Raw genomic sequence first — 24,582 nt, 5'->3', positions numbered from 1 at the left:
TGGTTTGGCACCTGATAACCCCCTTCGCCAGCTCACCAACCGTGAGCGCGAGGTACTGGGTCTTCTGACCAAGGGTCTTTCCAACAAGGAAATCGCCAAGCAGCTGACCGTTCGTGAAATCACCGTCAAAGTTCACCTGACGGGTATCTTCAAGAAGCTTGGCGCAGCGAACCGCACGCAGGCCGTGAAGATCGCTATGCAATTGGGCTGGGAAGCCTGATTGGCCGCATCCTTGTACCGATACGACAAAGCCCGGCAATGCCGGGCTTTTTTGTTTTCAGCCGCTCCAACCTTTACTGCACGCAGACCTCAGTGAGTTCATCAAGGATCGCCAGCAATTCCTTAAGGTTCAAAGGCTTCGACATCACCATCACGGGTGCATCTGCGCCGTCATCATCCTCGACAGGTCGATCTGCATCCCCGGGATGGCCTGTCATGACGATCACTGGCAAGGACCGGTTTCTTTCACGGAGCTCCTTTACCAATGAATTCCCATCCATCTGAGGCATTCGAATATCGGTGATCAGGATGTCGGGCTGAATGATGCCTGCAATTGCCAAGGCATCTTCACCATTGCTTGCTGCCGACACATTAAAGCCCTGTGCTTCGAGATAGCCCGATATGATCTCCATGGCATCGATTTCATCATCCACCACCAAAACCCGGACTTTCTCGCGGGCCTCAATCGAAAGGTGGCTTTCCTCCTGCCCATCCGATGCTTGCTCATCCCCACCCATGTCGGGCGTATCAGTCATGCGAACATCTGCCAGCGGCAGGGTTATTTCAAAACACGCACCGTCACCTTCGTTGCGGACATCGATCTTGCCCCCCATCGCCTCGACAATGCCGAAGCTGACGGAAAGACCCAATCCAGTCCCCTTGCCAACATCCTTGGTGGTAAAGAACGGGTGGAACAGAAGATCAATCGCCGCTTCCGGCACGCCACCGCCATTATCGTTCACCGCAAGTTTCAGGCATTTGTGTTTCGCATCAACCATCGCACTGATGCGGATCAGGCCACCGATGTTTCCGCTGTCATCATAGTTTTCATTGATCGCATCGCGTGCGTTGGTCAGCATATTGACCAGAACCTGTTCAAGCTGAACCTGGCGACCTGTGACAAAACACTTCTGCGCAGGCGGGACCACGTCGATCATGATACCCGACAGACGACAATCATGTTCGATCATATCAACAGCGCGCTCGACCGCCCTCATCGCTTCAAACGGCTCGAAATCATCGTCATCCGGTCGGCTGTAAATTTGCAGATGCTTGATAATCTCGGACATACGTTCAGTCTGACCACTGATCAGTGACAAGCGTTCACGCTGAAAGGCCGGTTTCACTGCATCCAAGTCATATTGAAGCGCGCAAGATCTGCTGCCATCCGAATAACATTAAGCGGCTGGTTCATTTCATGGGCGACAGAGGCCGCCATTTCGCCAAGGGTCGCAAGCTTTGAGGTCTGCACCAATTGACGTTCAATTTTTCGCTTCTCTGTCACGTCCTCGGCCAACATCAGCATTGCGGGCATGCCTTCATGGGTGAAGGCAATGGCTGACACTTCAAGTTCAACATTCTCGCCATCCGGGCGCTGACAAATGATGGTAAAGTCAGCACGTCCACCATACCCGTTCTGATACCGCGCGATATATTCGCCAAGCGTCTCACGACTGGTTGGGTGAACCATCTCCATAAAGGATCGGCCGACCAGCTCTGCCGTATCCCCGGCACCAAGGATCGACAGGCCCTGTTGGTTGATATAGGCGATTTCCTCGCCGCTCAGGATCGAAATCAGCTCCGGTGCCAGTTCAACAAGCTTACGGTATCGTTCCTCGCTTTCCTTAAGCGCGCGTTCGGAACGCGACCGCTCAATCGCATAACGGATGGATCGACGAATGGTGCGGCCGTCCGGGAATTCCTTGGTCAGATAATCTTCAGCACCATGTTGAAGCGCCTCGAAGGCCAGCACTTCGTCCTTGTGCCCCGTCAGAACCACGACCGGTGCCACATGGGCACAACTGCGAATTCGGCTGATGGTTTCAACACCAGATGAATCGGGAGTGTTAGATCAAGCAAGACAACATCAAACTTTGCCTGTGCCCCATCGCCATTCAAGACAGCCATGGCCGAGGTCAAATCACTGTGATGTTCGATATCAAATGGTTCACCGGTTTCTTCCAGAAGCGTTTTAACCAGAAACGCATCCCCCGGATTGTCTTCCACCAGAAGAATTCGAAACCGCTGTTCGGCCATGTTGTCTTTTCCAATCATCAACTCAATGGGCTTCCAGCCCGCAAAACGCGATAGAAGCCCATTGATTTTGCATGTTTGTCAGATCGCTAGCAATCCTGAACGTCAATCAGAAGCCGTCCTTTGACCTGACCTTTCAGAATTTTCTCGCCCCACGGCAGAATATCACCAAGTGCGACCTTGGTTGTTGCGGCCTCAAGCTGATCTTTCGGAAGTTCTTTTGCCAGTCTCTGCCAGGCTTTCACGCGCGTTTCATAAGGGCACATGACTGAATCAATTCCGATCAATTTCACCCCGCGCAGCAGGAACGGGATAACGGTCCCAGGCAAATCAGGTCCACCGGCCAATCCACAAGCCGAGACAACACCGTGATATTTCATTTCCGACAACACATGGGCAAGCGTGGTGCTACCAACACTGTCAATCGCACCAACCCACCGTTCGGTCAAAAGGGGTTTGCTTGTATCGGTCAACTCGTTGCGATCGACAATACTCTGCGCACCAAGATCTCGCAGATAAGCGTGGGTTTCTTCACGACCGGTTGATGCCGCCACGCGATAACCAAGGGATGCAAGGATCGAAACCGCAACAGATCCGACACCACCTGCAGCACCGGTAACAAGCACCTCGCCATCCTGATCGGGCGAAACACCCTGTTCTTCAAGCGCCATCACCGCCAACATGGATGTAAATCCGGCGGTTCCGATCGCCATGGCCTGGGCACTATCAAGCCCATCTGGCAATGGGACAAGCCAGTCGGCCTTCACCCGAGCCAATTGACCATATCCACCCCAATGTGCTTCGCCAACGCGCCAACCGGTCAGGACGACTTCATCGCCCATCTTGTAGCGATCATCGCTTGAAGAAACGACTTCGCCCGAGAAATCAACACCCGGAACATGCGGATAGGTCCGAACCAAACGCCCCAACCCATTCAGGATCATTCCATCCTTGTAGTTAAGCGTCGACCATTTGACCCGAACAAGGACCTCGCCGTCAGGCAAATCATCAATGGTCAGATTTTCGAAACTTGCGGAAACGGTTTTATCGTTCTGATTAAGCACCAGCGCGCGGAATGCTTCGCTCATGTGTATCCTCCCGATCTATGTGTTGATGGATCAAGAGTATGGTGCACCGGCAAACAGGTCAAACCCGCCCTTGGTCGGAGCGCCCCTAGGCCGTCAGTTGACTGTGCCTGTACCGCTGGCGTCAATTCCGGTGTCTGTGCCACCGAACACGAGGATGACGATCACGGCAACAATCAAAATACCGATATAAAGATAAATACGACGGGACGAAGCTTCTGTTCCCTCTTCACGCGGGACAACTTCATCCTGAACAGCCACAGGCAAACTGCGATAAGAAAGCCACCCCAGAAATGGCACAATGATCAAATCATCAAGCCAGCCCAATCCCACCAGCACATCGGGTAACAAATCCACGGGACTGATCAGATAAACCACCCCGGCCAACAAGATCAGCTTGGACTTCAGGGCAACATCACTGCGCAACAATGTCCGCAATAGGTTTGGTACGATCATCCAAGCAGATGCCTTGAAACGTGCCATGAGATGCTCCTGTCCTTGGGTTAAGGGGCCAGTGTTTCAAACACGTCATCAGCTGGCGCATGACCAAGTACATTGGCCTGATGCCACAGCGCATAAAACAGAAGATGCCAGCATGCTGCACCCTCACGCTTGCCAGGCGTTGTGAAAAGCTTTTCCACATGAGCCGGATCAGCGATCTCCATGATCCCGGCCTGCTTGGCAACCAGCGGACCAAGACGTTTGCCTTGACCGGCGATCCATTCCGCAACCGGCACAGTAAATCCGCGCTTCTTGGCGAAGGGTTGTGCCATCGGCAAACAACGATCCAGCCAACTGCGCAGCAAGAACTTACCAACGCCTTTGCGGACCTTCAGGCGATCCGGCAGATGATATGCAAATTCAGCCACCGCAGGATCAAGGAACGGGGTTCGTCCCTCAAGCCCGTGGGCCATCAACATGCGATCAAGCTTGAGCAAAAGGTCGTTTGGCAACCAGTCCGAACAATCCACCGCCTGTGCCACCGCCAAACGTGATCTTTTGCCACGGTTTTCACGACTTTCTGATGCTGCAATCCCGTCGCGCCATCCTTCAAGAACGTCCGGGCGCAACACATCAATCTTGTCAAACGTGCCCTTGGATCGCATCACACGACCACCAAGCAGCAATGGGCGCATCACAGAACGATAACGGCCATAGCCACCAAACAGCTCATCGCCGCCTTCACCAGACAGGACAACCTTGAAATCACGCGCGGCTTCTGCTGCCAGTTTGTAGGTTGGCAAGATCGCGTAGTCTGCGGCGGGGTCATCCATTTTGGCTGCGACTTGGGGCAGAAGCGTCCAGAAGTCACGTTCCGAGAACATGACTTCAACGTGATTGGCATTGCATGCCTTGGCGACTTCGCGGGCAAGTTCACGTTCATCATGAACGCTTGATGCTTCAAAGGCTGCGGTATAGGCCGTGACCGGGCGTTCATTAAGGCGATGCATCATGCCAAGAAGGGACGCACTATCAACACCACCGGACAGGAACATTGCGTAATCAACGTCTGATCGTTGGTGCAGGCGAACGGACTTTTCAAAAACCCGATCCCATTCATAAAGCGCACTATCAAGGTTGCTGCCAACAGCCCCTTTTTCACCCAGAACCTGGCGTCTGCTGCGCTCGATGATCCGACCGTTTTTCAGAACAATGGTTTCACCGGGTTGCAAACGCTTGATCCCATCAAGAATCATATCGCTTCCGGTTGTGAACTGGACCTGAAGCAGTTCGGCGCGCGCATCGTCACGGACTTCCCGCCCGACCAAACCTGCGGCGACCAATGCCTGTGCTTCGGATGCAAAGGCGAAGAATTCCGGTGTTTCGACGTAATAGACCTGCTTGATCCCAAACGGGTCCCGACACAACACGACCTGATTTTCAATTACATCATGGATGGCAAAGGCATACATGCCGCGCAGCTGATCAAAACCATCAATCCCGTCACGCGCATAAACGCGCAAAGCCGTCTCGCTATCGGACTTGGTTTTAAAACCGTCTTCACCCAGATTTTTACGCAGTTCGAGATAGTTATAAATCTCGCCATTGGCGATCAGAGCACTGCCATTCTCGTGATAAAGCGGTTGATCACCGGTACTGAGATCAATGATCGCCAGACGGGTCTGAATGAAACCAACCGGCCCTTTGACATAGCGCCCGTCGCCATCTGGCCCACGATGGCCCAAAGCATCACGAAGGCGATCAAGAATTTCAGGATCAAGGGTTTGCTTGTCCTTGGCGATGTATCCGGCAATTCCGCACATTAACGCGCAACCTCGTCAAAGAAAGCCTTATAGCGTGCGACCACAACGTCTTCGGTGAAATTCGCCTCAAACGCTGCGCGCCCATTTGCCGACAATGTGTCGGATACCGCCTTCTCGTCAAGAACCGCGCGCAGATCAGATGCAAGGGCGCTCACATCTTCAAGCGGCGACAGCAATCCGCTTTCACCAGCAGTGATAAGCTGAACCGGCCCCTGGCTTGCCTGTGCGACCACGGGTTTTCCATGCGCCCAAGCTTCGATCACCATATTGCCAAGCGGCTCATGACGCGATGATGCGCAAAATACATCGCAGGTTGCAAACAGATCCGCCACATCGCGGCGCCAACCAAGCAACCGGACACGATCAGCAACACCACATTCGCCAGACAGCTTCAACAGATCGTCCTTGAGATCGCCTGCCCCGGCAATCCAAAGATAGGCGTTTGGTACTTCGACCAGCGCCTTGATCAGATTATCAAAACCCTTGTTCTCATGCAGACGGCCAAGTCCAAGGATCAGGGGCACGTCATTCGGCGTATTGAACTGTGCGCGGTCAATCGCATTACCCGGCGCAGCGTCAACAAAATTTGGTAAGTAGTGCGTGCGCGCAGTCGGCCAACCTTCGCGGACAAGATAATCGCAGATGTCCTTGGTATTACCGATCAAATGGTCGCAATCGCGAAAGTTCTTGAGCTTGTAATACCCGCCAAGGCGCGCAACCTTAGTGAAATCACCAGACGGCGTCATCCGGCTGGCACGGTTCATCCAGCTGAGAACAATTCGGGGTTTGTGTTTGTTGATCTGCTTGCGAAGACCCAATGGCGTGCGGATATCCAACCGTCCACCAAACGGCAATTCATCAAACGAAACACAATTTGCCGCCAAGACCGGATTGCGCCCTGCGTTCGGACGCACAACGCAATGCTGGTCAACACCAGCACGTTGAAAGCCACAGGCAAGACGAACAAAGAATTCCTCTGCCCCGCCAAACGGACTACCGGCCATTGTTTGCAGCAAAAAGGTCATTGTGATTTCCCGGATTGGGTCGGCTTACTCATCGTCATACCGCGCTTTCAAATAGGAAATCATCGGGAACAGTGCAGCAAGCAGGGCAATCAGAAAGCCCATTCCACCCTCTTTGTATCCCTTGCGCGAGACGAAACAACGCCAAAAGCGTGAAATAATCCGGCGAAAGTTATGGGCAAACGATCCAATATTTCCGCTGGCGCGCAAATCAGCGGCACGCGCACTTGAATAACTGTCAAGACGGCGGATCATGTCCGAGATATTGCGATCCACAAAATGCACGAGCGCACCTTCAAGCTTGGGGCCCTGCTTACCTGTCATTTTAATGGCTGGATGAACACGCTGTTCACCCCATACCTTGTGACCCTTGCGGAAAAGTCGCCAGACGGCCGACGTGCCAAATGACGCCCCCCAACCGTACCGGACCAAGCGTTTACCGACATAGTTATCAACCGGGATCAGATAGCGATCAAATGCGCCACTATTGACAGCGGCACGGACAGAGCGCGCAAGCTCGTCATTCACATGCTCATCAGCATCAAGTTCAAAGATCCAGTCGCCCGTGGCTTCTTCGATCCCTTTGTTGCGACGATGACCTTCAATGTCCCAGTGACCAACAACCGTCTTGGCACCAAATTCCTTGGCGATTTCTTCTGTGCGGTCCGTGCATTTGTCACAAACGACAACGATCTCGTCAGCAAAGCCGACTTTCTCAAGGCAGGCAGCCAAACGCTTTTCTTCGTTGTGAGCACAAAGCACGACCGAGATACGGGGCATGTCAGCCATCAGCATGTTCCTGCAAACGATGTTCTGTAACCAGCCTGGTCGCAGCTTCAACAACCTTCGAAACTGGCAAGGTTTCCATCAAGTTCTCTTTGGAGAAACGACTTTCTCGGTTTGCTATGATCTTGTCATAAGACCATTCGGTCCGAACAGCCCGTCCCCATTTCGCAAACGGACCATAATGTTCTTCGCGAGATGGTCCAAACAAACCAATCGTAGGCGCACCTGACGCAGCAGCCAAATGCATAAGTCCTGAATCATTTCCAAGATAAAGGTCGGCCTTCTCAAGACACGCAGCCACTGTCAAAAGATTCTCAGTTCCAAAAATCTCAAAACGACGTGCTTCGGGAATTGATTGGATAACCTGCTCTGCCATGTCACGTTCGTTTGGAGCACCGACCACCAGAACATTAGCCCCCTCAAGCACGCCACCGACCGCTGTCAGGCTTTCAATAGCTTCAACAAAGCGCTCGGAATGCCACGTCTTCCCGATCCAGTTTGACGTCGGGCCGACAACCAGTAACGGTTTACCGTCACTAGGCAATACTTGCTTCGCACGGTCGCGGCTTTGATCCTCAAGCCAAATCTTGGGATCGGGAGCCGGCACAACGTCGATCAACTGACCAAGCTGCTCAACCCGATGCACCCGATCATCATTCCCCGAGAGCACCACACGTTTCCAGCCCGGAAGGACATAAGCCGTCGCACTGCCGCGTAGATCTACGATGATGTCCCACCATTTGAATGCAACGGATTTCCAGAGCTTCCACCAATGCATGCCGCGTTTTTGTTTGGGCATTTCAATGATGCGTTCAAGGTTCGGGACTGCGGCAAAAATTGGTGCCGCTACCGGGCCGCAGGCAACCGTCACACGAATGCCGGGATAGGTTTCGACATAATGGCGCAGGACCGATGTCGAGAGAACAGCATCACCCAGGCGGTTTGACGTAATGAACAGAAGGCGCACGGTTTAAAGTTTCTCCAGCTCGCCAGCGACATGGATCCATTCGCGGCGATCATTGCGCGCGGCTTCGGACTGGCAGGCAAAGAAGGAACGATCGGTCAGAAGCTGGCTGGTGATATTGCCAAACGCTGCTTCGTCCGGAACGATATAGCCCGTCTTGCCATCTTCAACGCGGTTCTTGGCAATGCCGCCATAAGACACAACCGGTGTCGCAGCACCAAGCGCGTCAACGATCCACTGCCCGACATGATCGGTGCCGTATTTGCCGTGATGCAAGAATGCGCGCGCATTGGCAACGGTTTCGGCCATGTCGGCCTCTGGTTTGGGATGCAAAACACGTACACCCTTGTCAATCGCGCCCCGCACCATATCGACGATGTCGCTTGAAACCTCGTCATTTTCGCCTGCCATCGCGGTGAAGAGATCAAAGGCATAAACTTCAAGTATAGCCTTGGGAGCCTTGGGCGCGACATAAGCTTCCCAGATGCGAATGATTTGGGCGATCCCCGTCGTGGTGTTGGCAACCGTTACGGCCATCTCGTCACGGGATTTAAACGCCCAGTGCATGTTCGATGCCATGGTAAAGGACGCCGTCGCACCCGGCTTAACCACAATCGGCTTTTTGGCAAGGTCGGCGTCAAACCCGTTGGCCTGCGCATCATCGGTAAAGATGACCTGCACCTTCTTTTCCTGAAGAACCAGGCGAATATCATCGGCATTAAGTTCCGCCGGATCGCCATCAAACCAAAGGGCGACGGTCGCACCTGTGGGCACCGACGCATGTTTAAGCAGGTTCGGATCGCGCCAGACAATAACGATATTGACCGCATCGCCACCAAAGGGCGACAATTTGGCATCAAGTTGTCGCCAAGCTACACCGTGCATGTCCTTGTCGATCCCGCCATTACGGCGCGCTTCGACCTTGTGACCACGTGCAACAAGGGCCTCGGCCAACGAGATGAAAGCACGTTGACAGGTTCCCAGCGGGCGGGCTTCACGATCCTTGGGATCAAAGCCGATAGACTGATCAAGCATCAAGATTTTCATAAGTTTGGTTCTATCTGTTCGCAGGGATTTTATGAAGGGTTTTCTTGATCCTTGCCCTGGCCTTATACCCACAGACAGGTCTTGCGAAATTTGTGTGATTACCCCACATTTCGCCCAAACAAATCCGATTTACCGGAGCCCATAAGAATGAGTGAGACTTTCTATGCCCTGCTGTCGGACCGCGCGGTTATCCGTGTGAGCGGCCCGGACCGCGTCAGCTTTTTACAAGGGCTGGTATCAAACAATATCGAAACCATCGCTGCCACCAAGTCCGGCTATGGTGCGCTTCTGACCCCACAGGGGAAATTCCTGTTTGATTTCTTTGTCTATCAACAGGACGAAGACAGCCTTCTGATCGAATGCGAACGCGGCGAAAATGGCGAACGTGCTGCAGAACTTTTCAAGAAGCTGCGCATGTATAAGCTGCGCGCCAAGGCCGAACTGAGTGATGTCAGCGACAGCTATGACGTGCTTGCCGTATTTGGCAAAGACGCGCTTTCAAGCCTGTCACTAGATGCAACACCCGGCACGACTGCGCGCATTGCTGATGGTATCAAGGCCGTTGACCCACGCCTGAGCGATATGGGTGCACGTGTCCTTCTGCCGAAAAATGCATTGGCTGAAATGGCGGCCATCGGTGCTACCGAAAGCGACGCTGAAAGCTATCACAAGCTTCGCGTCACCCTGGGCTTGCCCAATGGCAGTGAAGAACTTGAAATCGAAAAATCCATCCTGCTTGAAAATGGCTTTGAAGAGCTGGGCGGCGTCGATTTCAAAAAGGGCTGCTATATGGGTCAGGAACTGACCGCGCGCACCAAATACCGTGGCCTGGTCCGTAAACGCCTGCTGCCGATCAAGATCGATGGCGATGCACCGGCTGCTGGCACAGCCATCATGAATGGTGACAAGGAAGCGGGCATCATTCGTTCGGTTCATGGCGATGGTGGCCTTGCCCTGATCCGGCTTGAGCGCATCAGCGATGATGCAGAGCTTATTGCCGACGGTGCAAAAATCACGGTTTCTGTTCCTGGCTGGGTACAGTTGCCTGAAAGTGCTGCCTGATATAGGCCCCCGCATAGATACAAGATTTCTCATATTAACGGGTCCCGTTTTTCGGGGCCCGTTTTGCATTCAAGTCTGTTCGAGGGAAAAGTTACCCCTTATGTTAAGGGAAGGATGGAACAGGAAAACACAATGAAACTGCGCTTTGCCGCACGCTATTTGACCTTTTTGGCATTTGCCTTTTGCGCATTGGCAGTCTCAACACCAAACGCGTTGGCCCAACAAAAGGCCCCGGATCTGAGCGACAAGCCCGTTTCGGACATGTCGATTGCCGAAGCCAACAAGGAACTGGCAACCATCACCCAAGCCTATAATCGCAAGGGCGAGCAGATCAAACAGATGACGCTGGGCACCTTGTTGCGGTTTTATTCCGGCAAAATCGTTCCGTGTGGCGCATTGGTAACCAATGTGCGCGATTGCATCGACACACAATGGCCTGATCTTAAAAACTATCCGGGACATTTTCTGGGACCAAACGAAACGCGCGCGGCCAAACCCACTATCGCGCAGGCCCGCATGACCGAAGAAAACTATTTCGATGCGGTCGAGCGGGTGAACATGCTGCTGCGTGCTGTGCGTTACGAAAGCACGCTTGTCCCTGAGATGCGCTATCGAGAACAGTTGCACGACGTCATCACCCATCTGACCGATCTACAAGAAGCCGAATTTCGCAATGCTGCCCTTTATGAAAAGATCTTCAAGATTGGCGGCATTGTTCTGCTGCTGTTGGGCCTATCGGTTGGCGGGATGCTCGTGATGAAACATCTGGCACAGCGCGCCGAAAACGGGTCGCAAACCGGTAAAAAATAACGGCAGCAGGTTTCCCCGCTGCCGTCATGAAGATTATCAAAGGTGCCGCGATCAACGGCACCTTTTATTTTCGGCGATTACTTGCTGTTCAGTGCTGCTTGTGCTGCTTGTGCTGCTGCCAGACGGGCAATCGGCACGCGATACGGTGAGCACGATACGTAATCCAGTCCCTGCGCCTCGCAAAACGCGATCGATGCCGGATCGCCACCATGTTCACCACAGATACCAAGTTTGATATCACCACGTGTCGCACGACCACGTTCCGCGGCGAGGCCAACCAACTCACCAACACCATCCTGATCAAGCGACACGAACGGGTCACCGGCAAAGATGTCCTTGGCGATATAGGTATCAAGGAAGCGTGACGCGTCATCGCGAGACAGACCAAAGGTGGTCTGGGTCAAATCGTTGGTGCCGAAGCTGAAGAATTCGGCTTCTTCGGCGATTTCACCTGCACGAAGGGCTGCGCGCGGCAATTCGATCATGGTGCCGACAAGGAAGTTCAGCTTGGCTGACTTTTCGCCTTCGACATCGGCGGCCACCTTGATGATCGCGGCTTTGAGGATTTCAAGCTCCTTCTTGCCCACGATCAGCGGGATCATGATTTCCGGAATCACCGGATCGCCCCCATCTTTGGAAACCTCAATCGCGGCTTCAAAAATGGCGCGGGCCTGCATTTCATAAATTTCCGGATAGCTGATGCCAAGACGGCAACCACGATGACCCAGCATCGGGTTTGCTTCCGCCAAGTCCAGCAAACGGCGTTTGACGATGGCCTCTGATACGCCAGCAGCATTTGCCACTTCGGCAATTTCCGCATCGCCATGCGGCAGGAATTCATGAAGCGGCGGATCAAGCAGACGGATCGTCACCGGAAGCCCCTTCATGATGCGGAACAGATCAATAAAGTCCTGACGCTGATAGGGCAGAAGTTTATCAAGTGCCGTACGACGGCCCTGTTCGGTTTCCGCCAGGATCATCTCACGCATGGAAATAATACGTGCCGGATCAAAGAACATATGTTCGGTACGGCAAAGGCCAATGCCCTCTGCGCCAAAGCCACGCGCGGTTTCCGCATCATCAGGCGTTTCGGCGTTGGTACGGACCTTAAGGCGACGGACTTCGTCAGCCCATTCCATCAGTTGGGAGAAATCACCAGACAGATCAGGCTTAAGCGTTGCAACCTCGCCCAGCATGACCTCACCGGTACTGCCATCAAGGGTGATGACATCGCCTTCTTTAAGCGTCACGCCACCGGAAATCATCGTTTTGTTGGCATAATCGATCTTGATTGCACCAGCACCACAGACGCATGGCGTCCCCATGCCACGTGCCACAACGGCCGCGTGACTGGTCATGCCGCCACGTGAGGTCAGGATACCTTCGGCCGCATGCATACCGGCGATATCTTCCGGGCTGGTTTCGATACGCACCAGAATGACCTTGCGACCCTTATTGGTTGCCCATTCTTCGGCGGCTTCGGCCGAAAAGACGATCTGACCGGATGCGGCACCCGGCGATGCCGGAAGCCCCATGCCAACCACCTTGCGCGCAGCGTCGGGATCAAGGGTCGGGTGAAGAAGCTGATCAAGCTGTGCGGGGTTGACGCGCATAATCGCGTCTTCCTTGGAAATCACGCCGTCACGGCACATTTCAACCGCGATACGCAATGCCGCCTTGGCAGTACGTTTGCCCGCACGGGTCTGAAGCATGTAAAGCTTGCCAGACTTAACGGTGAATTCCATGTCCTGCATGTCGCGGTAATGGGACTTAAGTTTGTCACGGATATCGCAAAGCTCGCCAAAGACCTTGGGCAGGGCTTCTTCCATCGAGGTCAGATCAGAACCGGATTCTTCACGTTCGATCTTGGTCAGCGGTGCCGGGGTACGGATACCCGCAACCACGTCTTCGCCCTGTGCATTGATAAGGTATTCGCCGTAGAAACGGTCTTCACCGGTCGACGGGTTACGCGAGAAGCAAACACCCGTCGCACAATCATTGCCCATATTGCCAAAGACCATGGCCTGAACGTTGACCGCAGTGCCCCAGCTTGCCGGGATATTGTGCAAACGACGATACGTGTTAGCACGGGCATTCATCCAGCTGCCAAACACCGCACCAATCGCCCCCCACAGCTGTTCGCGCGGGTCTTGCGGGAATGGGGCGTCCAGTTCGCTTTGGACTTTCTTTTTGAACTGGCCAACAACTTCGGCCCAGTCATCGGCACCCATTTCGGTATCAAGGGAATAGCCCTTGTCTTCCTTGTGAATCTCAAGGATTTCTTCGAAATGGTAGTGATCCACACCAAGGACCACATCGCCATACATTTGAATGAAGCGGCGGTAGCTGTCATAGGCAAAACGACGGTCACCGGACACAGATGCCAGACCTTCGACCGTCTCATCATTGAGGCCAAGGTTCAGAACCGTATCCATCATGCCGGGCATGGAGGCGCGTGCGCCAGATCGAACCGAGACAAGAAGCGGGTCTTTGGCATCGCCAAATTTGCGACCAACCAGCTTCTCGATCGCGCCAAGGGCGGCTTCGACCTCGTCATTGAGACCATCCGGGTATGCACGGTCGTTATCATAAAACGCCGTACAAACTTCGGTTGTAATGGTAAAGCCGGGCGGAACAGGAAGTCCGAGATTGCTCATCTCGGCAAGGTTAGCCCCCTTGCCGCCCAGAAGTTCACGCATATCCGAACGGCCTTCGGCGCTACCGCCACCGAAACCGTACACCCACTTGGTCATCTTGCCTTTTCCTCATCTGGTCAAGGCCCTCAAGGGCCTCCCCGGATGGGGAAAGCCCCGCAACCTTGACCTATTTATGACTCGATCTTCGAGAAGTCGGCAATGTCATGCAATGCAGTACGAATTTGCGCCAGCAACTTCAGCCGGTTGGCACGTTCGTCTGCCTTGTCACTATTTACCGTAACCTTTTCAAAGAATGCATCGACCGGCTCACGCAACCGCGCAAATTCGGTCATAGCCGCGGCATAATCCTCTTCGCGCAGAAGCGGCAAGGCCTTATGCCGGACATCAATGAGCGCCTCATACAGCTTGCGTTCTTCTTCCTCGCTCAGAAGAGATGCGGACACATCCGCGTCATAGGACGTGTCGTCCTTTTTCTCTTCGATGCGCAGAATGTTAGACGCGCGCTTGTAGCCAGCCATAAGGTTGACGCCGCTTTCACCCGAAACAAAATCGGAAAGCGCCTCAACACGGGCCAGCAGGCGGACAAGATCGTCCTCGCCATCCAGTGCAAACACAGCAGACACCAGATCATGGCGCACACCCTGTTCACGCAGATGGACTTTCAGGCGGTCAGCAAAGAAGGCCAGAAGGTCTTCAACCGCCTCGTCACGACGAATGTTTGCCGGGTATTGGGAAACAGCAAATGCAAATGCACGACGCAGCGGCAAACGCAGACCATTTTCCAAAACCAGACGGATGACACCCAATGCCGCACGACGCAGCGCGAACGGGTCTTTTGAACCGGTCGGCTTTTCATCGATGGTAAAGAACCCGGCAAGGGTATCAAGCTTCTCTGCCAGTGCCAGCGCAACAGAAACAGGGGCCGTCGGGCAAATGTCAGACGGACCTGCCGGTGCGTAATGTTCGGCAATGGCATTGGCGACTTCCGGGGCTTCGCCGTCATTTTCGGCGTAGTATTTACCCATCAGTCCTTGAAGTTCGGTGAATTCAAACACCATCTGCGACACCAGATCGGCCTTGCCGATTTCTGCTGCGCGATCTGCCAGTTTGACATCGCAATTGGCGATATCAGCAGACAGTTCACGTGCAAGGCCGCGCAAACGCAATACGCGTTCCGCAAGCGAGCCAAGCTTGGCGTGGAAGACGATGTTTTCAAGTTTCGGCAGACGCGATTGCAGCGTCACTTTCCGATCCTGATCCCAGAAGAACTTTGCATCATGCAGACGTGCACGCAGAACGCGCTCGTTACCGGCAATGATTTTCGCATTGTTATCAGCGGTGATCATGTTTGAAACCGTGATGAAGCGCGCTGCAAGCTTGCCTGCCTTGTCTTCGACCACGAAATATTTCTGATGTTCACGCATCGAGGTTTCCAGCACCTCGCGCGGGATGTCCATGAACTGGTCATCGACCTTGCCCATGACCGGAACCGGCCATTCGACCAGACCACAGACTTCTTCAAGAAGACCGTTATCTTCGAGGAGGTCAAAGCCCTCGGACGCGGCCAGTTTCTTGGCACCATCAAGGATAACCTGCTTGCGCTCTTCACGGTCAATCATGACCTTGGCAGCGCGCAGTTTTTCCTTGTATTCGGCGGCATTGGCAACGCTGAATTCAGCCGGTGCCAGGAAGCGATGACCAGACGTCGTGTTGTTGGCGGTGACCGGACCATAGGTTACCGGAATCACATTGCCATCAAACAGGCAAAGGATACGGTCAAGCTGACGCACCCAACGGATTTTCTGATCTGCCCAGCGCATGGATTTCGGCCAAGGCAATTTGTTCATCGCGTCTTCGACGATGTCCTTAATCACCTGGGACGCTGCACGGCCTTTCTGTTCGACAATTGCAAACAGGAAAACACCCTTTGGCGTTTCGCGCTTTTCGCACTGCTCAAGCGTCACGCCATTGCCGGTCAGGAAGCCATTGATCGCCTTTTCCGGCGCATCGGCACGCGGACCGCGGCGTTCTTCGCGAAGGTCTGGCTGTTTGTCGGGCAGACCATTGACAATTAGGGTCAAACGGCGCGGCGTGACATAGGCTTCAACAGCTTCAAAACCAAGATCAGCAGCCTTAAGACCATCAGTGACCAGCTTGGTCAGATCTTCGCTTGCGCGGGCCTGCATACGGGCCGGGATTTCTTCGGAAAACAGTTCAAGAAGCAATTCGGCCATAACTTATGCCTCCTCATTCAGATGGCCACGCGACCGCAGCCACGCTTCGCAGCAGGATTTCGACATGTCACGAACACGGCCGATATAGGCCGCACGTTCGGTGACAGAAATCACGCCGCGTGCATCAAGGAGGTTAAAGATATGCGATGCCTTCATCGCCTGCTCATATGCCGGAAGGGCAAGGCCGCGTTCAATACTTACCGCGCACTCAGCCTGGGCATCCTTGAAGTGCTGGAACAGCATGTCGGTGTTCGCGACTTCAAAGTTATAGGTCGACTGTTCTTTTTCGTTCTGAAGGAACACGTCGCCATAGCTTACGCCATTGCCGTTGTAATCAAGGTCATAGACGTTCTCGACACCCTGAATGTACATCGCCAGACGTTCCAGACCATAGGTCAACTCGACCGGAACCGGATTGCATTCAAAACCGCCAACTTGCTGGAAATAGGTAAACTGGGTGACTTCCATACCATCAAGCCACACTTCCCAGCCAAGGCCCCAAGCGCCCAAAGTCGGGCTTTCCCAGTCATCCTCGACAAAGCGGATGTCATGGGCCATCGGGTCAATGCCCAGATGCTTGAGCGAGCCAAGATACAGTTCCTGCGAATTGGCCGGAGACGGCTTCATCAGGACCTGGAACTGGTAATAGTGCTGCAGACGGTTCGGGTTCTCGCCATAACGACCATCGGTCGGGCGACGGGACGGCTGAACATAGGCTGCATTCCAGGTTTCCGGACCCAACGCGCGCAAGGTTGTCGCGGTGTGGAAGGTACCGGCACCGACTTCCAAGTCATAAGGCTGCAGGATGACACAACCCTGTTCGGCCCAATAGCTTTGCAGTCGAAGAATGATTTCCTGGAATGAAGGGGGACGTTGCGACCCGTCGAACGCCATGGCGCAAACTCTCTATTACTGTTTCTATAAATTTAAGGCGGCAAGCTACCGCCCTGCCCCCTTGCGGTCAAGAAGGCAAAAGCCCTGAGATGCGCTGAATTTGCAACCCTTGCATCCAGATGTCGCACTTATACTGCGTCGCAGCATTCTAGATGAACGATCAGGGCCACTTTTCCAAGCGAAATTCCAAGGATTCCATCCAAAGTCGAATATGTGGCCATCCGATGGCAGTCGACTTTTTAATTCCGGCTTACAGCTAGAACTTAGCTGTCACAGCGATGTGCCAGACCTTCGGCATGGTAAACACCGCAATTGGGGCATTTATTCATGTCCTGCGGTGCGGAACCGGACTGCTTTTTCTTTTGATGGCGGGTTTGCTTTGGCTGATCGTTGCTGGAGACCTGCTTGGCCCGATTAAACAGCTTGAAGCCCTGCCATACGACAACGATGACCAAGGCGGTAAAGATGATTTTCGAAAAGCTCAGCATGTCTGATCCCAAAGCACGATAGTTTCTGCGTTATTCGCAACGCCAAGTCGCCCTTATATTAAAGTTCGGGCAATTTAGAAACCGGGCAATGGTAATGGATTGCGCAAAAGTTCATCGGTTTGCGGCAAATAAACACCGCTGGCATCATGCAAAACAAGCCCGCGGCGCATGGTAAGCGGTGACGCGACCCCCTTGCGGGCTGAAACAATCACGCGCAAAGGCGCGTCTGCATCGGCCTTGCTCCAGATCGGGTAAACCGTCATATCGCCTGCCCGTCCATGCAACAGACCAATGATCCGATCAAGATGATCGGCCCGGTGGACTAGGGTAATGCGCCCCTTTTGGCGTACCATTTTAAGACAAAAGCCAATCCAGTCTTTCAGATCAGCACTGCCTTCCTGATGCGCGGTCGCCCGGCTTTCATTGGTGGGACGTGTGCCGCCCGCATAATAGGGCGGGTTTGATATGACCTGATCAAAGCTTTCAGCGATCAGGGGAAGTCTTTTGTCATTGATATCGCCATGGATCGGCGTCACCCGCCCGACGAAATCGTTCTCGCGCACATTGCGACAATACAGCGCATAAAGATCGTCTTGCAGCTCAACCCCGGTGACCTTGGCATCAACAAGGCGCTTGGCAACGCAAAGCCCAGCCGACCCGACAGCAGCCCCGACATCAAGGATCTTTTCATCACGGCGTGAATTGATGGAAACCGATGCGGCCAACAAAACGGCATCAACAGCGGCGCGATATCCGTCGACCGGCTGCTTGAGCACAACCGACCCGCCAAGCAGATAATCGTGGCTGATCCGATCTTCGGGGAAGTCGGGCACATCAATCGTTGCAGCTGTGCTTGCCATCAAGTGTCCTTGAATACCGGGTTGGTCAGTTATTCGGATGCAAAGGCATCATTGGAATCGGTTGCTGCGTTATGCGCATCCAGATCCCGTCTGGCAATATCAAGTATGTATTTCGCCCGACTTTCCATCTCGCCATCCACCATCAACCGCCGCGGCAATGCGCCAATAGATCCTTCGATGATGCTGGCATGGTAATCGAAGATATGACTGATAATGCCCTCATCAGCCAACACGGACTGGGCCCAGCTCAGTTCGATCGGATCATTGCTGCGGAAAAGTTCGATCATATGGCATTTCCCCGGTTTTCTGGATGGAAGATGTGGTCTGTTTTGCCACCACAAAGCGATCTGAACACGATATTCTTAGTATAATGTAGGGGCTTGCAGGCATGGTTTTCAAAAACCTGCCGGTAAAACCGCAATTTATCGTGATTTTCCTACGTGCTTTGGGCTCATTTGTCCACTTGACCACAATAGCTTGGCCTATCTATGTTGAGGCCGCCTGGTGTTATTTGCAAACTTCGCCGAATGCAGGCAGCGAAGATGCCATTACAGAAGTCGGAATACAGCGTGACCAATACCGCACCGCAGCCTAAAACTCAGCCGAGCCTTGATTCACTGATCAGCCTTGTTGATGCCGACATGAAGCGCGTCAATCAGGTGATCATCGATAACATGCACAGCGAAGTCGCCCTGATTCCGCAATTGGCAACCCACCTTGTCGCCGCAGGCGGCAAACGGATGCGCCCGATGCTGACACTGGCATCTGCCCAGCTTTGTGGCTATGGCGACGGTCCGAATGCTGTGGACCTTGCGGCCTGTGTTGAGTTCATCCACACCGCGACCCTTCTGCATGATGACGTGGTCGATGAAAGCCTGCTGCGCCGCGGCCAGGCATCTGCCAATGCACTGTTTGGCAACGAAGCCAGCGTTCTGGTCGGTGACTTCCTGTTTGCGCGCGCCTTTGTCGTGATGGTCAAAACCGGATCACTTCGCGTTCTTGATATTCTGGCACAGGCATCTGCCGTCATTGCCGAGGGCGAAGTTCTTCAGCTTTCGACCGCCAATGACATGGGCACGACCGAGGAAGCCTATCTTGAAGTGATCACCGCGAAAACCGCTGCCCTGTTTGGCGCGGCATCGCAGATCGGTGCAGTGATTTCCAATCGCTCGGCCGAGGATGAAGAAGCCCTTCGTCTTTATGGTATCTATCTTGGCACTGCCTTCCAGCTGATTGACGATGTGCTCGATTATTCAGCTCATCAGGCAACGCTTGGCAAAACCGTTGGTGATGACTTCCGCGATGGCAAGGTCACCCTTCCGGTCATCATTTCCTATGCCAAGGGCGACGAGGATGAAAAAGCATTCTGGCGTCGTTGCATGGAAGAACAGGAATTCGAAGATGGCGATCTTGACCGCGCACAGGCACTGATCCGCAAATATGATGCGCTTGATGCATCAATGGATCGTGCACGCGAATATGGTCAGATGGCAATCGACACCCTGACCCGCTTTGACGATGGCGAGATCAAGGATGCCATGATCGAAGCCGTCGAATTTTGCATCTCGCGCCCGTACTAAGGGCCATACACCTAACGCATGCCCGGGTCGCGCCGGATTGTCGCAAAAATGTCTTGCGTCATCTGAGATAAACCATTATCACCCGGCTTCGCAGAATGACGGAGCGTAGCTCAGCCTGGTAGAGCACTGTCTTCGGGAGGCAGGGGTCGGAGGTTCGAATCCTCTCGCTCCGACCATCATTCAAAGGCCCTGAAACGAGCAATCGTTTCAGGGCCTTTTGCGTTTCAAACGGTACCAGACAAAACGCCCACAAAGTGGCCCGCCCGTTGGCCTCCCCTATTCCTTGAACATCACATCGTATTTCTGAAGGAAGGCCTGTTCTTTCTCGCCCCTCATGGCGATGCGCCCTTCGTTCCAGATCCGGATAAGCTCGTCCCTGCGCTCTGCCGACATTTTCTTGGAGAAGATCGCCCGTTCAACCAGCTTTTCTTCCAGCCCCGGACGGACGACCTGTAGATCATCGTTCATATTCAAGCGATTGAGCACATATTGCAGGACAAGCTCGTTATCTGCATACAGATCAACCCGACCATCCCTGATCATGGTGAAGATGCGGTCCACCACATCGTCATAGCCCGATATCACTTCGACAAATGCTTCGTTGGCAGGGTTATCGATGTAATTCTGATAATCGACGCTGGCCGCACTGTAATCCCAACCGGGTCCGGTTGCGACGCGCTTGCCTTCCATCGACGTGACACCATTATAGCGCCAGGGATCATCCCGCCGGATCACAAAGGCCGTTGTATAGGCGAATGTCTTTTCCTCGGCATAGACGACATCTTTCTCGGCCTCTGCGACATAGACATACTCGGGCAACATGTCGCAATCACCATCAGCCACCATCGCGATCCCGCGCGCCAAGGGCACTTCGAAATATTCGATATCGTAGCCTTGCGATGTGTATATCTCGTCAAGCATATCAATAACGACACCCCGCCCGGTCTCATCGCCGGTTGGAAAGATCGTCATTGGTGCCCACTGGTCATAACAGACCTTAAGCGTTGCCGCGGACGCGATACCAGACATGCCCGCAAGCGCAACAAACGCGCTTAAAACCGAAAAAAGCTTGGCGTTCCTATACTTCAACACGATCCCGTCCTTTATCCTTGGCCCCGTAAAGTTTCACGTCGGCAAGTTTGAACAATTCCTCGACCGACATATCAGCATGCTCAGATGACGAAACGCCGAGGCTAACGGTATAGGTGATGCTTTGCCCGTCGACATCCAGGCTTGCATCGCCAATGGACTGCCTCAGACGGTCGGCAAGCTTGACGGCTTCATCAATGGCTGTGTCTGGCAGGAACAGGGCAAACTCCTCGCCCCCCAAGCGGCCCAAAAGATCACCTTTGCGAAGCAAGGCCTGAACAGCGCGGGTAAAGTGAACAAGGACCTGATCGCCTGCAAAATGGCCGTAGGTATCGTTGATGAATTTGAAGTAGTCCAGATCCATCAAGATGAACGACGCAGCAGATTTTTGGTCGTGCGGCTGCCCAAGCCAATCCCGCGCAGTTTCGAAAAAGTTCCCGCGGTTTAACACCCCGGTCAGGAAATCATAAGCCGCCAACTCGCGGAGCTTGTCATTAAGGACCTGCAGTTCTTCGGTACGCTTGGCAACTGCTTCTTCAAGCCAGGCGCGTTTGCCTTGCTCCTCTTGCAGAAGCTTTTTGCGCCCGTTCTCCATCGAACACAGCATCTTGTTCATATGATTTTGAAGCGTGCTGATCTCGTTTTCTTCCGCAAGGGAGAGCTCGATCCGTTCTCTGCCCTCTTCCCCCAGCTGCACCTCGTCAACCTGCAACATCAGCTCCTTAAGCGGCTTGGCGAGAAACTGATCAAGCGCCCAGATGAATAGGAAGAATAGAACCGACAGCTTGATAATTGCGGTGATCGCAATCAGTGCGAAGCCGAACAAAACACGGTCCAAAACGACTTCCGAGGACGAATAAAGCTTTAGCGTGCCCAGCGTGATCTGGGTATCGTTTAAAACCCAGGAAAGCTCGGTCGATGTATCAAAAAGCGATAGCGGCGCAGAACCGTCTGGATATGAACGGCTGGAAACCAGTATTTCCGCGTTCTGATCAAGAATATCGACACCAACAATAATCGGCATTTTAAGCAGCCCGGCGACAAGAACGTCGAGTTGCTTTTGATCATATTGCCACAGGCTGGTCGCGATGGGCTCGCGAACCGTTTGCTCAAGCTGCACCAGCTCATTCTGAATTGAGTCCTGGGTTTTAGCATATTCGGTAAAGAACTGCACACCCGTCACCAGCGCCGATACCCCGAGATAAATCGAGAAAATAACGCGCATCAATTTTTGAGACAAATTCTTGGGATGAATAAAACTGTCGAGCATCGAAATCAGAACTTCCCGTCAAACTTCAGGCGAAAGCGAATCAATCTGGTATCCAATCATTTCAGCCCATGAGCATGCAGCCCCGGAACATAATGAACAATTAATATTAGGCGAGCATTTTGCACTGCGCCACAGATGGTTATCCCAACCCCAAGATTTTTTGTTTCAGCACGGTGCTGCCAAAAGGCCGACCTATTCAAAGTGCGGCAAGGCCACACCAATCACCCGCAAACTCAAACTCGACAAGACCCCAAGTTCGATTTGACGCACTTGGACCGAAGGAACTGACCCTGTTGCATAGATCGGTGTTGGGGAATCGCTGTAAGTCGCCAGACCGTGGTTTGGCAGAATCGGAAATCCAGTTTCAGGATCACGCGGCCCTGCGTAATAGGTCGGCCCGCTTCGAATTGAATGCCAATCTCCCCCTTCAGCCTTCAATCTCGGCGGAAGCACAGATTGCCCAGCCAAAGCCCCACCGTTCAAACCACCACCAGGACGTGGGTACCCCGTGACCGGGTCCCGTGGCCCCCGATATGCCGGATAATCGATAAAGCCTGGCAAGAAATTGGGGACATCCATTGATGTCGGCGTGGGTACAGCCAAAACGTTTGTCCCAGATGCCAACTGCGGTACTGCCATTGTCGGCATACTTGGCATTGGATAACCGGTATTGGGATCGCGCGGGCCGCGGTAACTTGGATAGGCAAGATACCCCGGCAACAATGAAGGTGCCTGCACCGTTTGCGCGGTCGGCGTGTTAATCACGGCAAGACCCGGCACTTGGGGCTGTTGCAAAACCGGCACCGGATAGCCCGTGTTTGGATCACGCGGCCCTTGATAGTTCGGGTAATCGACATACCCCGGCAACAACGACGGTGCCTGCACCGTTTGTGCGGTTGGCGTGTTGATCACGGCAAGTCCCGGTGCTTGGGGCTGTTGCAATACCGGAACCGGATAGCCCGTGTTTGGATCGCGTGGCCCTTGATAGTTCGGATAATCTACATAACCCGGCAGCAGCGATGGTGCCTGCACCGTTTGTGCGGTTGGCGTGTTGATCACAGCAAGCCCGGGCACTTGAGGCTGTTGCAAAACCGGCACCGGATAGCCCGTGTTTGGATCACGCGGCCCTTGATAGTTCGGGTAATCGACATACCCCGGCAACAACGACGGTGCCTGCACCGTTTGTGCGGTTGGCGTGTTGATCACAGCAAGCCCGGGCACTTGGGGCTGTTGCAACACCGGAACCGGATAGCCCGTGTTCGGATCGCGTGGCCCTTGATAGTTCGGATAATCTACATAACCCGGTAACAGCGACGGTGCCTGCACCGTTTGTGCGGTTGGCGTGTTGATCACAGCAAGCCCGGGCACTTGGGGCTGTTGCAACACCGGAACCGGATAGCCAGTGTTCGGATCGCGTGGCCCTTGATAGTTCGGATAGTCTACATAACCCGGTAACAGCGACGGTGCCTGTACCGTTTGTGCGGTTGGCGCGTTGACGACGGCCAGTCCCGGTGTCTTTTGCTGAGGCAGCACGGGCATCGGATAGCCGGTATTGGGGTCACGCGGGCCTTGATAGTTCGGATAGTCGATATAGCCCGGCAACTTGGTCGGCGCGCTGGCAACTTGCGGGGTTGGAACCGAATAGCTTTGCTGGGTCGGCACCAGTGAAACCGGGATTGACGGGCTTGGATAACCGGTCACGGGATCGCGCGGACCAACGTAATGAGGGTAATCAACATAGCCGGGCAGCATTGGCGGTTCAGTGACCGTCTTAATCTGTGGCGGAGCAACAATGTTTGACAGCCCGGGTATTTTAAGGACGGGTTCAGGTGGCTCAACATATCCCTGGCTGGCCGCAACAGTACTTACAATTTTCGCTGGCTTTGCACCACCCAGCCGCTTCCCGGCTGACGTAATAATCCGGTTGGCTTTCTTTTTGGCGATAACGACCTTCGGCTTCAGCGTTGTCGCAGACGGTGCAACAGATTGCGTCGTCGTCGAAGCTGCCGGTCGAGTTGTTGTAACGGTGGGGGCAACCGGAGTGGCAATGAAACTGTTCGACGTTGATCCTGTGTTGCATGCATGATTATGGCAATATCCATACGCATGCCCGTTTGGCGTTGCTGAAGCCTCCCCGCCAATGAAGGTGGCGCCGATCAAAAGAACGAGGCAAAGGCAGAAGCGGACGAAGATAAACCGGTCGTTCATACGTAGCCT

At 53.8% G+C, this 24,582-nt stretch carries 23 protein-coding genes and 1 tRNA gene; 5 read left to right on the top strand and 19 right to left on the bottom strand.

The window, feature by feature from the left end; all coding sequences use genetic code 11:
• A partial coding sequence (locus ACMZ66_RS20410) for a response regulator transcription factor (protein ID WP_416940131.1) occupies window positions 1-220 on the top strand: 220 nt, incomplete at its 5' end.
• Between the two features lie 73 nt (window positions 221-293).
• Here ACMZ66_RS20410 and ACMZ66_RS20405 read toward each other — a convergent pair.
• The 10 genes from ACMZ66_RS20405 to ACMZ66_RS20360 form a co-directional block, all read right to left on the bottom strand.
• Window positions 294-1,346 (bottom strand): response regulator, encoded by a 1,053-nt coding sequence (locus ACMZ66_RS20405; protein WP_416940129.1) that lies wholly within the window; start codon window positions 1,344-1,346, stop codon window positions 294-296.
• On the bottom strand, window positions 1,343-2,011 hold the full coding sequence (locus ACMZ66_RS20400) for a PAS domain S-box protein (protein WP_416940128.1): 669 nt from the start codon (window positions 2,009-2,011) through the stop codon (window positions 1,343-1,345). The genes ACMZ66_RS20405 and ACMZ66_RS20400 overlap by 4 nt, the downstream gene beginning before the upstream one ends.
• Window positions 1,990-2,256: a hypothetical protein gene (locus tag ACMZ66_RS20395; protein ID WP_416940126.1), complete on the bottom strand. Its 267-nt coding sequence runs from the start codon at window positions 2,254-2,256 to the stop codon at window positions 1,990-1,992. The genes ACMZ66_RS20400 and ACMZ66_RS20395 overlap by 22 nt, the downstream gene beginning before the upstream one ends.
• Before the next feature lie 86 nt (window positions 2,257-2,342).
• Entirely contained in the window at window positions 2,343-3,341 is a 999-nt protein-coding gene (locus ACMZ66_RS20390; protein WP_416940124.1) for an MDR family oxidoreductase, read from the bottom strand.
• Between the two features lie 93 nt (window positions 3,342-3,434).
• Window positions 3,435-3,821 carry a YkvA family protein gene (locus tag ACMZ66_RS20385; protein ID WP_416940122.1) on the bottom strand — a complete coding sequence of 129 codons (387 nt, stop codon included), beginning with the start codon at window positions 3,819-3,821 and terminating at the stop codon, window positions 3,435-3,437.
• Window positions 3,822-3,841: 20 nt separating this feature from the next.
• On the bottom strand, window positions 3,842-5,602 hold the full coding sequence (gene asnB, locus ACMZ66_RS20380; protein ID WP_416940120.1) for an asparagine synthase (glutamine-hydrolyzing): 1,761 nt from the start codon (window positions 5,600-5,602) through the stop codon (window positions 3,842-3,844).
• Window positions 5,602-6,627: a glycosyltransferase gene (locus ACMZ66_RS20375; RefSeq protein WP_416940118.1), complete on the bottom strand. Its 1,026-nt coding sequence runs from the start codon at window positions 6,625-6,627 to the stop codon at window positions 5,602-5,604. Before ACMZ66_RS20375 ends, asnB begins: the two co-directional genes overlap by 1 nt.
• 24 nt (window positions 6,628-6,651) lie before the next feature.
• Entirely contained in the window at window positions 6,652-7,413 is a 762-nt protein-coding gene (locus tag ACMZ66_RS20370; RefSeq protein WP_416940116.1) for a glycosyltransferase family 2 protein, read from the bottom strand.
• Window positions 7,406-8,377: a glycosyltransferase family 9 protein gene (locus ACMZ66_RS20365; protein ID WP_416940115.1), complete on the bottom strand. Its 972-nt coding sequence runs from the start codon at window positions 8,375-8,377 to the stop codon at window positions 7,406-7,408. Before ACMZ66_RS20365 ends, ACMZ66_RS20370 begins: the two co-directional genes overlap by 8 nt.
• A 3-nt stretch (window positions 8,378-8,380) precedes the next feature.
• A complete protein-coding gene (locus tag ACMZ66_RS20360) occupies window positions 8,381-9,409 on the bottom strand; it encodes a glycosyltransferase (RefSeq protein ID WP_416940113.1) in 1,029 nt (342 codons plus the stop codon).
• 159 nt (window positions 9,410-9,568) lie between these two features.
• On the opposite strand from ACMZ66_RS20360, the gene ACMZ66_RS20355 reads away from it, so the two are divergent.
• Together ACMZ66_RS20355 and ACMZ66_RS20350 are read left to right on the top strand one after the other, a co-directional pair.
• Entirely contained in the window at window positions 9,569-10,483 is a 915-nt protein-coding gene (locus ACMZ66_RS20355; RefSeq protein ID WP_416940111.1) for a YgfZ/GcvT domain-containing protein, read from the top strand.
• Window positions 10,484-10,615: 132 nt separating this feature from the next.
• Entirely contained in the window at window positions 10,616-11,293 is a 678-nt protein-coding gene (locus tag ACMZ66_RS20350) for a hypothetical protein (protein WP_416940109.1), read from the top strand.
• A 77-nt stretch (window positions 11,294-11,370) separates the two neighbouring features.
• Here the strand turns inward: ACMZ66_RS20350 and ppdK are convergent, their stop codons facing one another.
• The 6 genes from ppdK to ACMZ66_RS20320 form a co-directional block, all read right to left on the bottom strand.
• The gene (gene ppdK / locus ACMZ66_RS20345) at window positions 11,371-14,046 is read right to left on the bottom strand and encodes a pyruvate, phosphate dikinase (RefSeq protein ID WP_416940107.1); all 2,676 of its coding nucleotides are present in this window, start codon (window positions 14,044-14,046) and stop codon (window positions 11,371-11,373) included.
• Between the two features lie 74 nt (window positions 14,047-14,120).
• Window positions 14,121-16,184 (bottom strand): glycine--tRNA ligase subunit beta, encoded by a 2,064-nt coding sequence (gene glyS / locus ACMZ66_RS20340; RefSeq protein ID WP_416940105.1) that lies wholly within the window; start codon window positions 16,182-16,184, stop codon window positions 14,121-14,123.
• A gap of 3 nt (window positions 16,185-16,187) precedes the next feature.
• Complete coding sequence (locus ACMZ66_RS20335) at window positions 16,188-17,078, bottom strand: glycine--tRNA ligase subunit alpha (RefSeq protein ID WP_416940103.1); 891 nt, start codon at window positions 17,076-17,078, stop codon at window positions 16,188-16,190.
• Window positions 17,079-17,341: 263 nt separating this feature from the next.
• Entirely contained in the window at window positions 17,342-17,566 is a 225-nt protein-coding gene (locus ACMZ66_RS20330) for a hypothetical protein (RefSeq protein ID WP_416940102.1), read from the bottom strand.
• 74 nt (window positions 17,567-17,640) lie between these two features.
• The gene (locus ACMZ66_RS20325) at window positions 17,641-18,426 is read right to left on the bottom strand and encodes a tRNA1(Val) (adenine(37)-N6)-methyltransferase (protein ID WP_416940100.1); all 786 of its coding nucleotides are present in this window, start codon (window positions 18,424-18,426) and stop codon (window positions 17,641-17,643) included.
• Window positions 18,427-18,455: 29 nt separating this feature from the next.
• Entirely contained in the window at window positions 18,456-18,713 is a 258-nt protein-coding gene (locus ACMZ66_RS20320; protein WP_416940098.1) for a DUF2007 domain-containing protein, read from the bottom strand.
• 255 nt (window positions 18,714-18,968) lie between these two features.
• On the opposite strand from ACMZ66_RS20320, the gene ACMZ66_RS20315 reads away from it, so the two are divergent.
• On the top strand, window positions 18,969-20,006 hold the full coding sequence (locus tag ACMZ66_RS20315; RefSeq protein ID WP_416940096.1) for a polyprenyl synthetase family protein: 1,038 nt from the start codon (window positions 18,969-18,971) through the stop codon (window positions 20,004-20,006).
• A gap of 99 nt (window positions 20,007-20,105) precedes the next feature.
• A tRNA-Pro gene (locus tag ACMZ66_RS20310) sits at window positions 20,106-20,182 on the top strand.
• Between the two features lie 100 nt (window positions 20,183-20,282).
• Here the strand turns inward: ACMZ66_RS20310 and ACMZ66_RS20305 are convergent.
• The 3 genes from ACMZ66_RS20305 to ACMZ66_RS20295 all read right to left on the bottom strand — a co-directional run bounded on the left by ACMZ66_RS20305 (window position 20,283) and on the right by ACMZ66_RS20295 (window position 24,573).
• On the bottom strand, window positions 20,283-21,098 hold the full coding sequence (locus ACMZ66_RS20305; protein ID WP_416940094.1) for a substrate-binding periplasmic protein: 816 nt from the start codon (window positions 21,096-21,098) through the stop codon (window positions 20,283-20,285).
• Entirely contained in the window at window positions 21,085-22,365 is a 1,281-nt protein-coding gene (locus tag ACMZ66_RS20300; protein WP_416940092.1) for a diguanylate cyclase, read from the bottom strand. Before ACMZ66_RS20300 ends, ACMZ66_RS20305 begins: the two co-directional genes overlap by 14 nt.
• A gap of 192 nt (window positions 22,366-22,557) precedes the next feature.
• Window positions 22,558-24,573, bottom strand: a complete 2,016-nt coding sequence (locus ACMZ66_RS20295; RefSeq protein ID WP_416940091.1) for a hypothetical protein — start codon at window positions 24,571-24,573, stop codon at window positions 22,558-22,560.
• Window positions 24,574-24,582: the final 9 nt, after the last annotated feature.

The organism is Thalassospira sp., from assembly GCF_048059015.1.
Classification (GTDB): Bacteria; Pseudomonadota; Alphaproteobacteria; order Rhodospirillales; family Thalassospiraceae; genus Thalassospira.
Note: the sequence above shows the minus strand (reverse complement) of the source record. Positions and strands in the feature narration are given on the sequence as shown.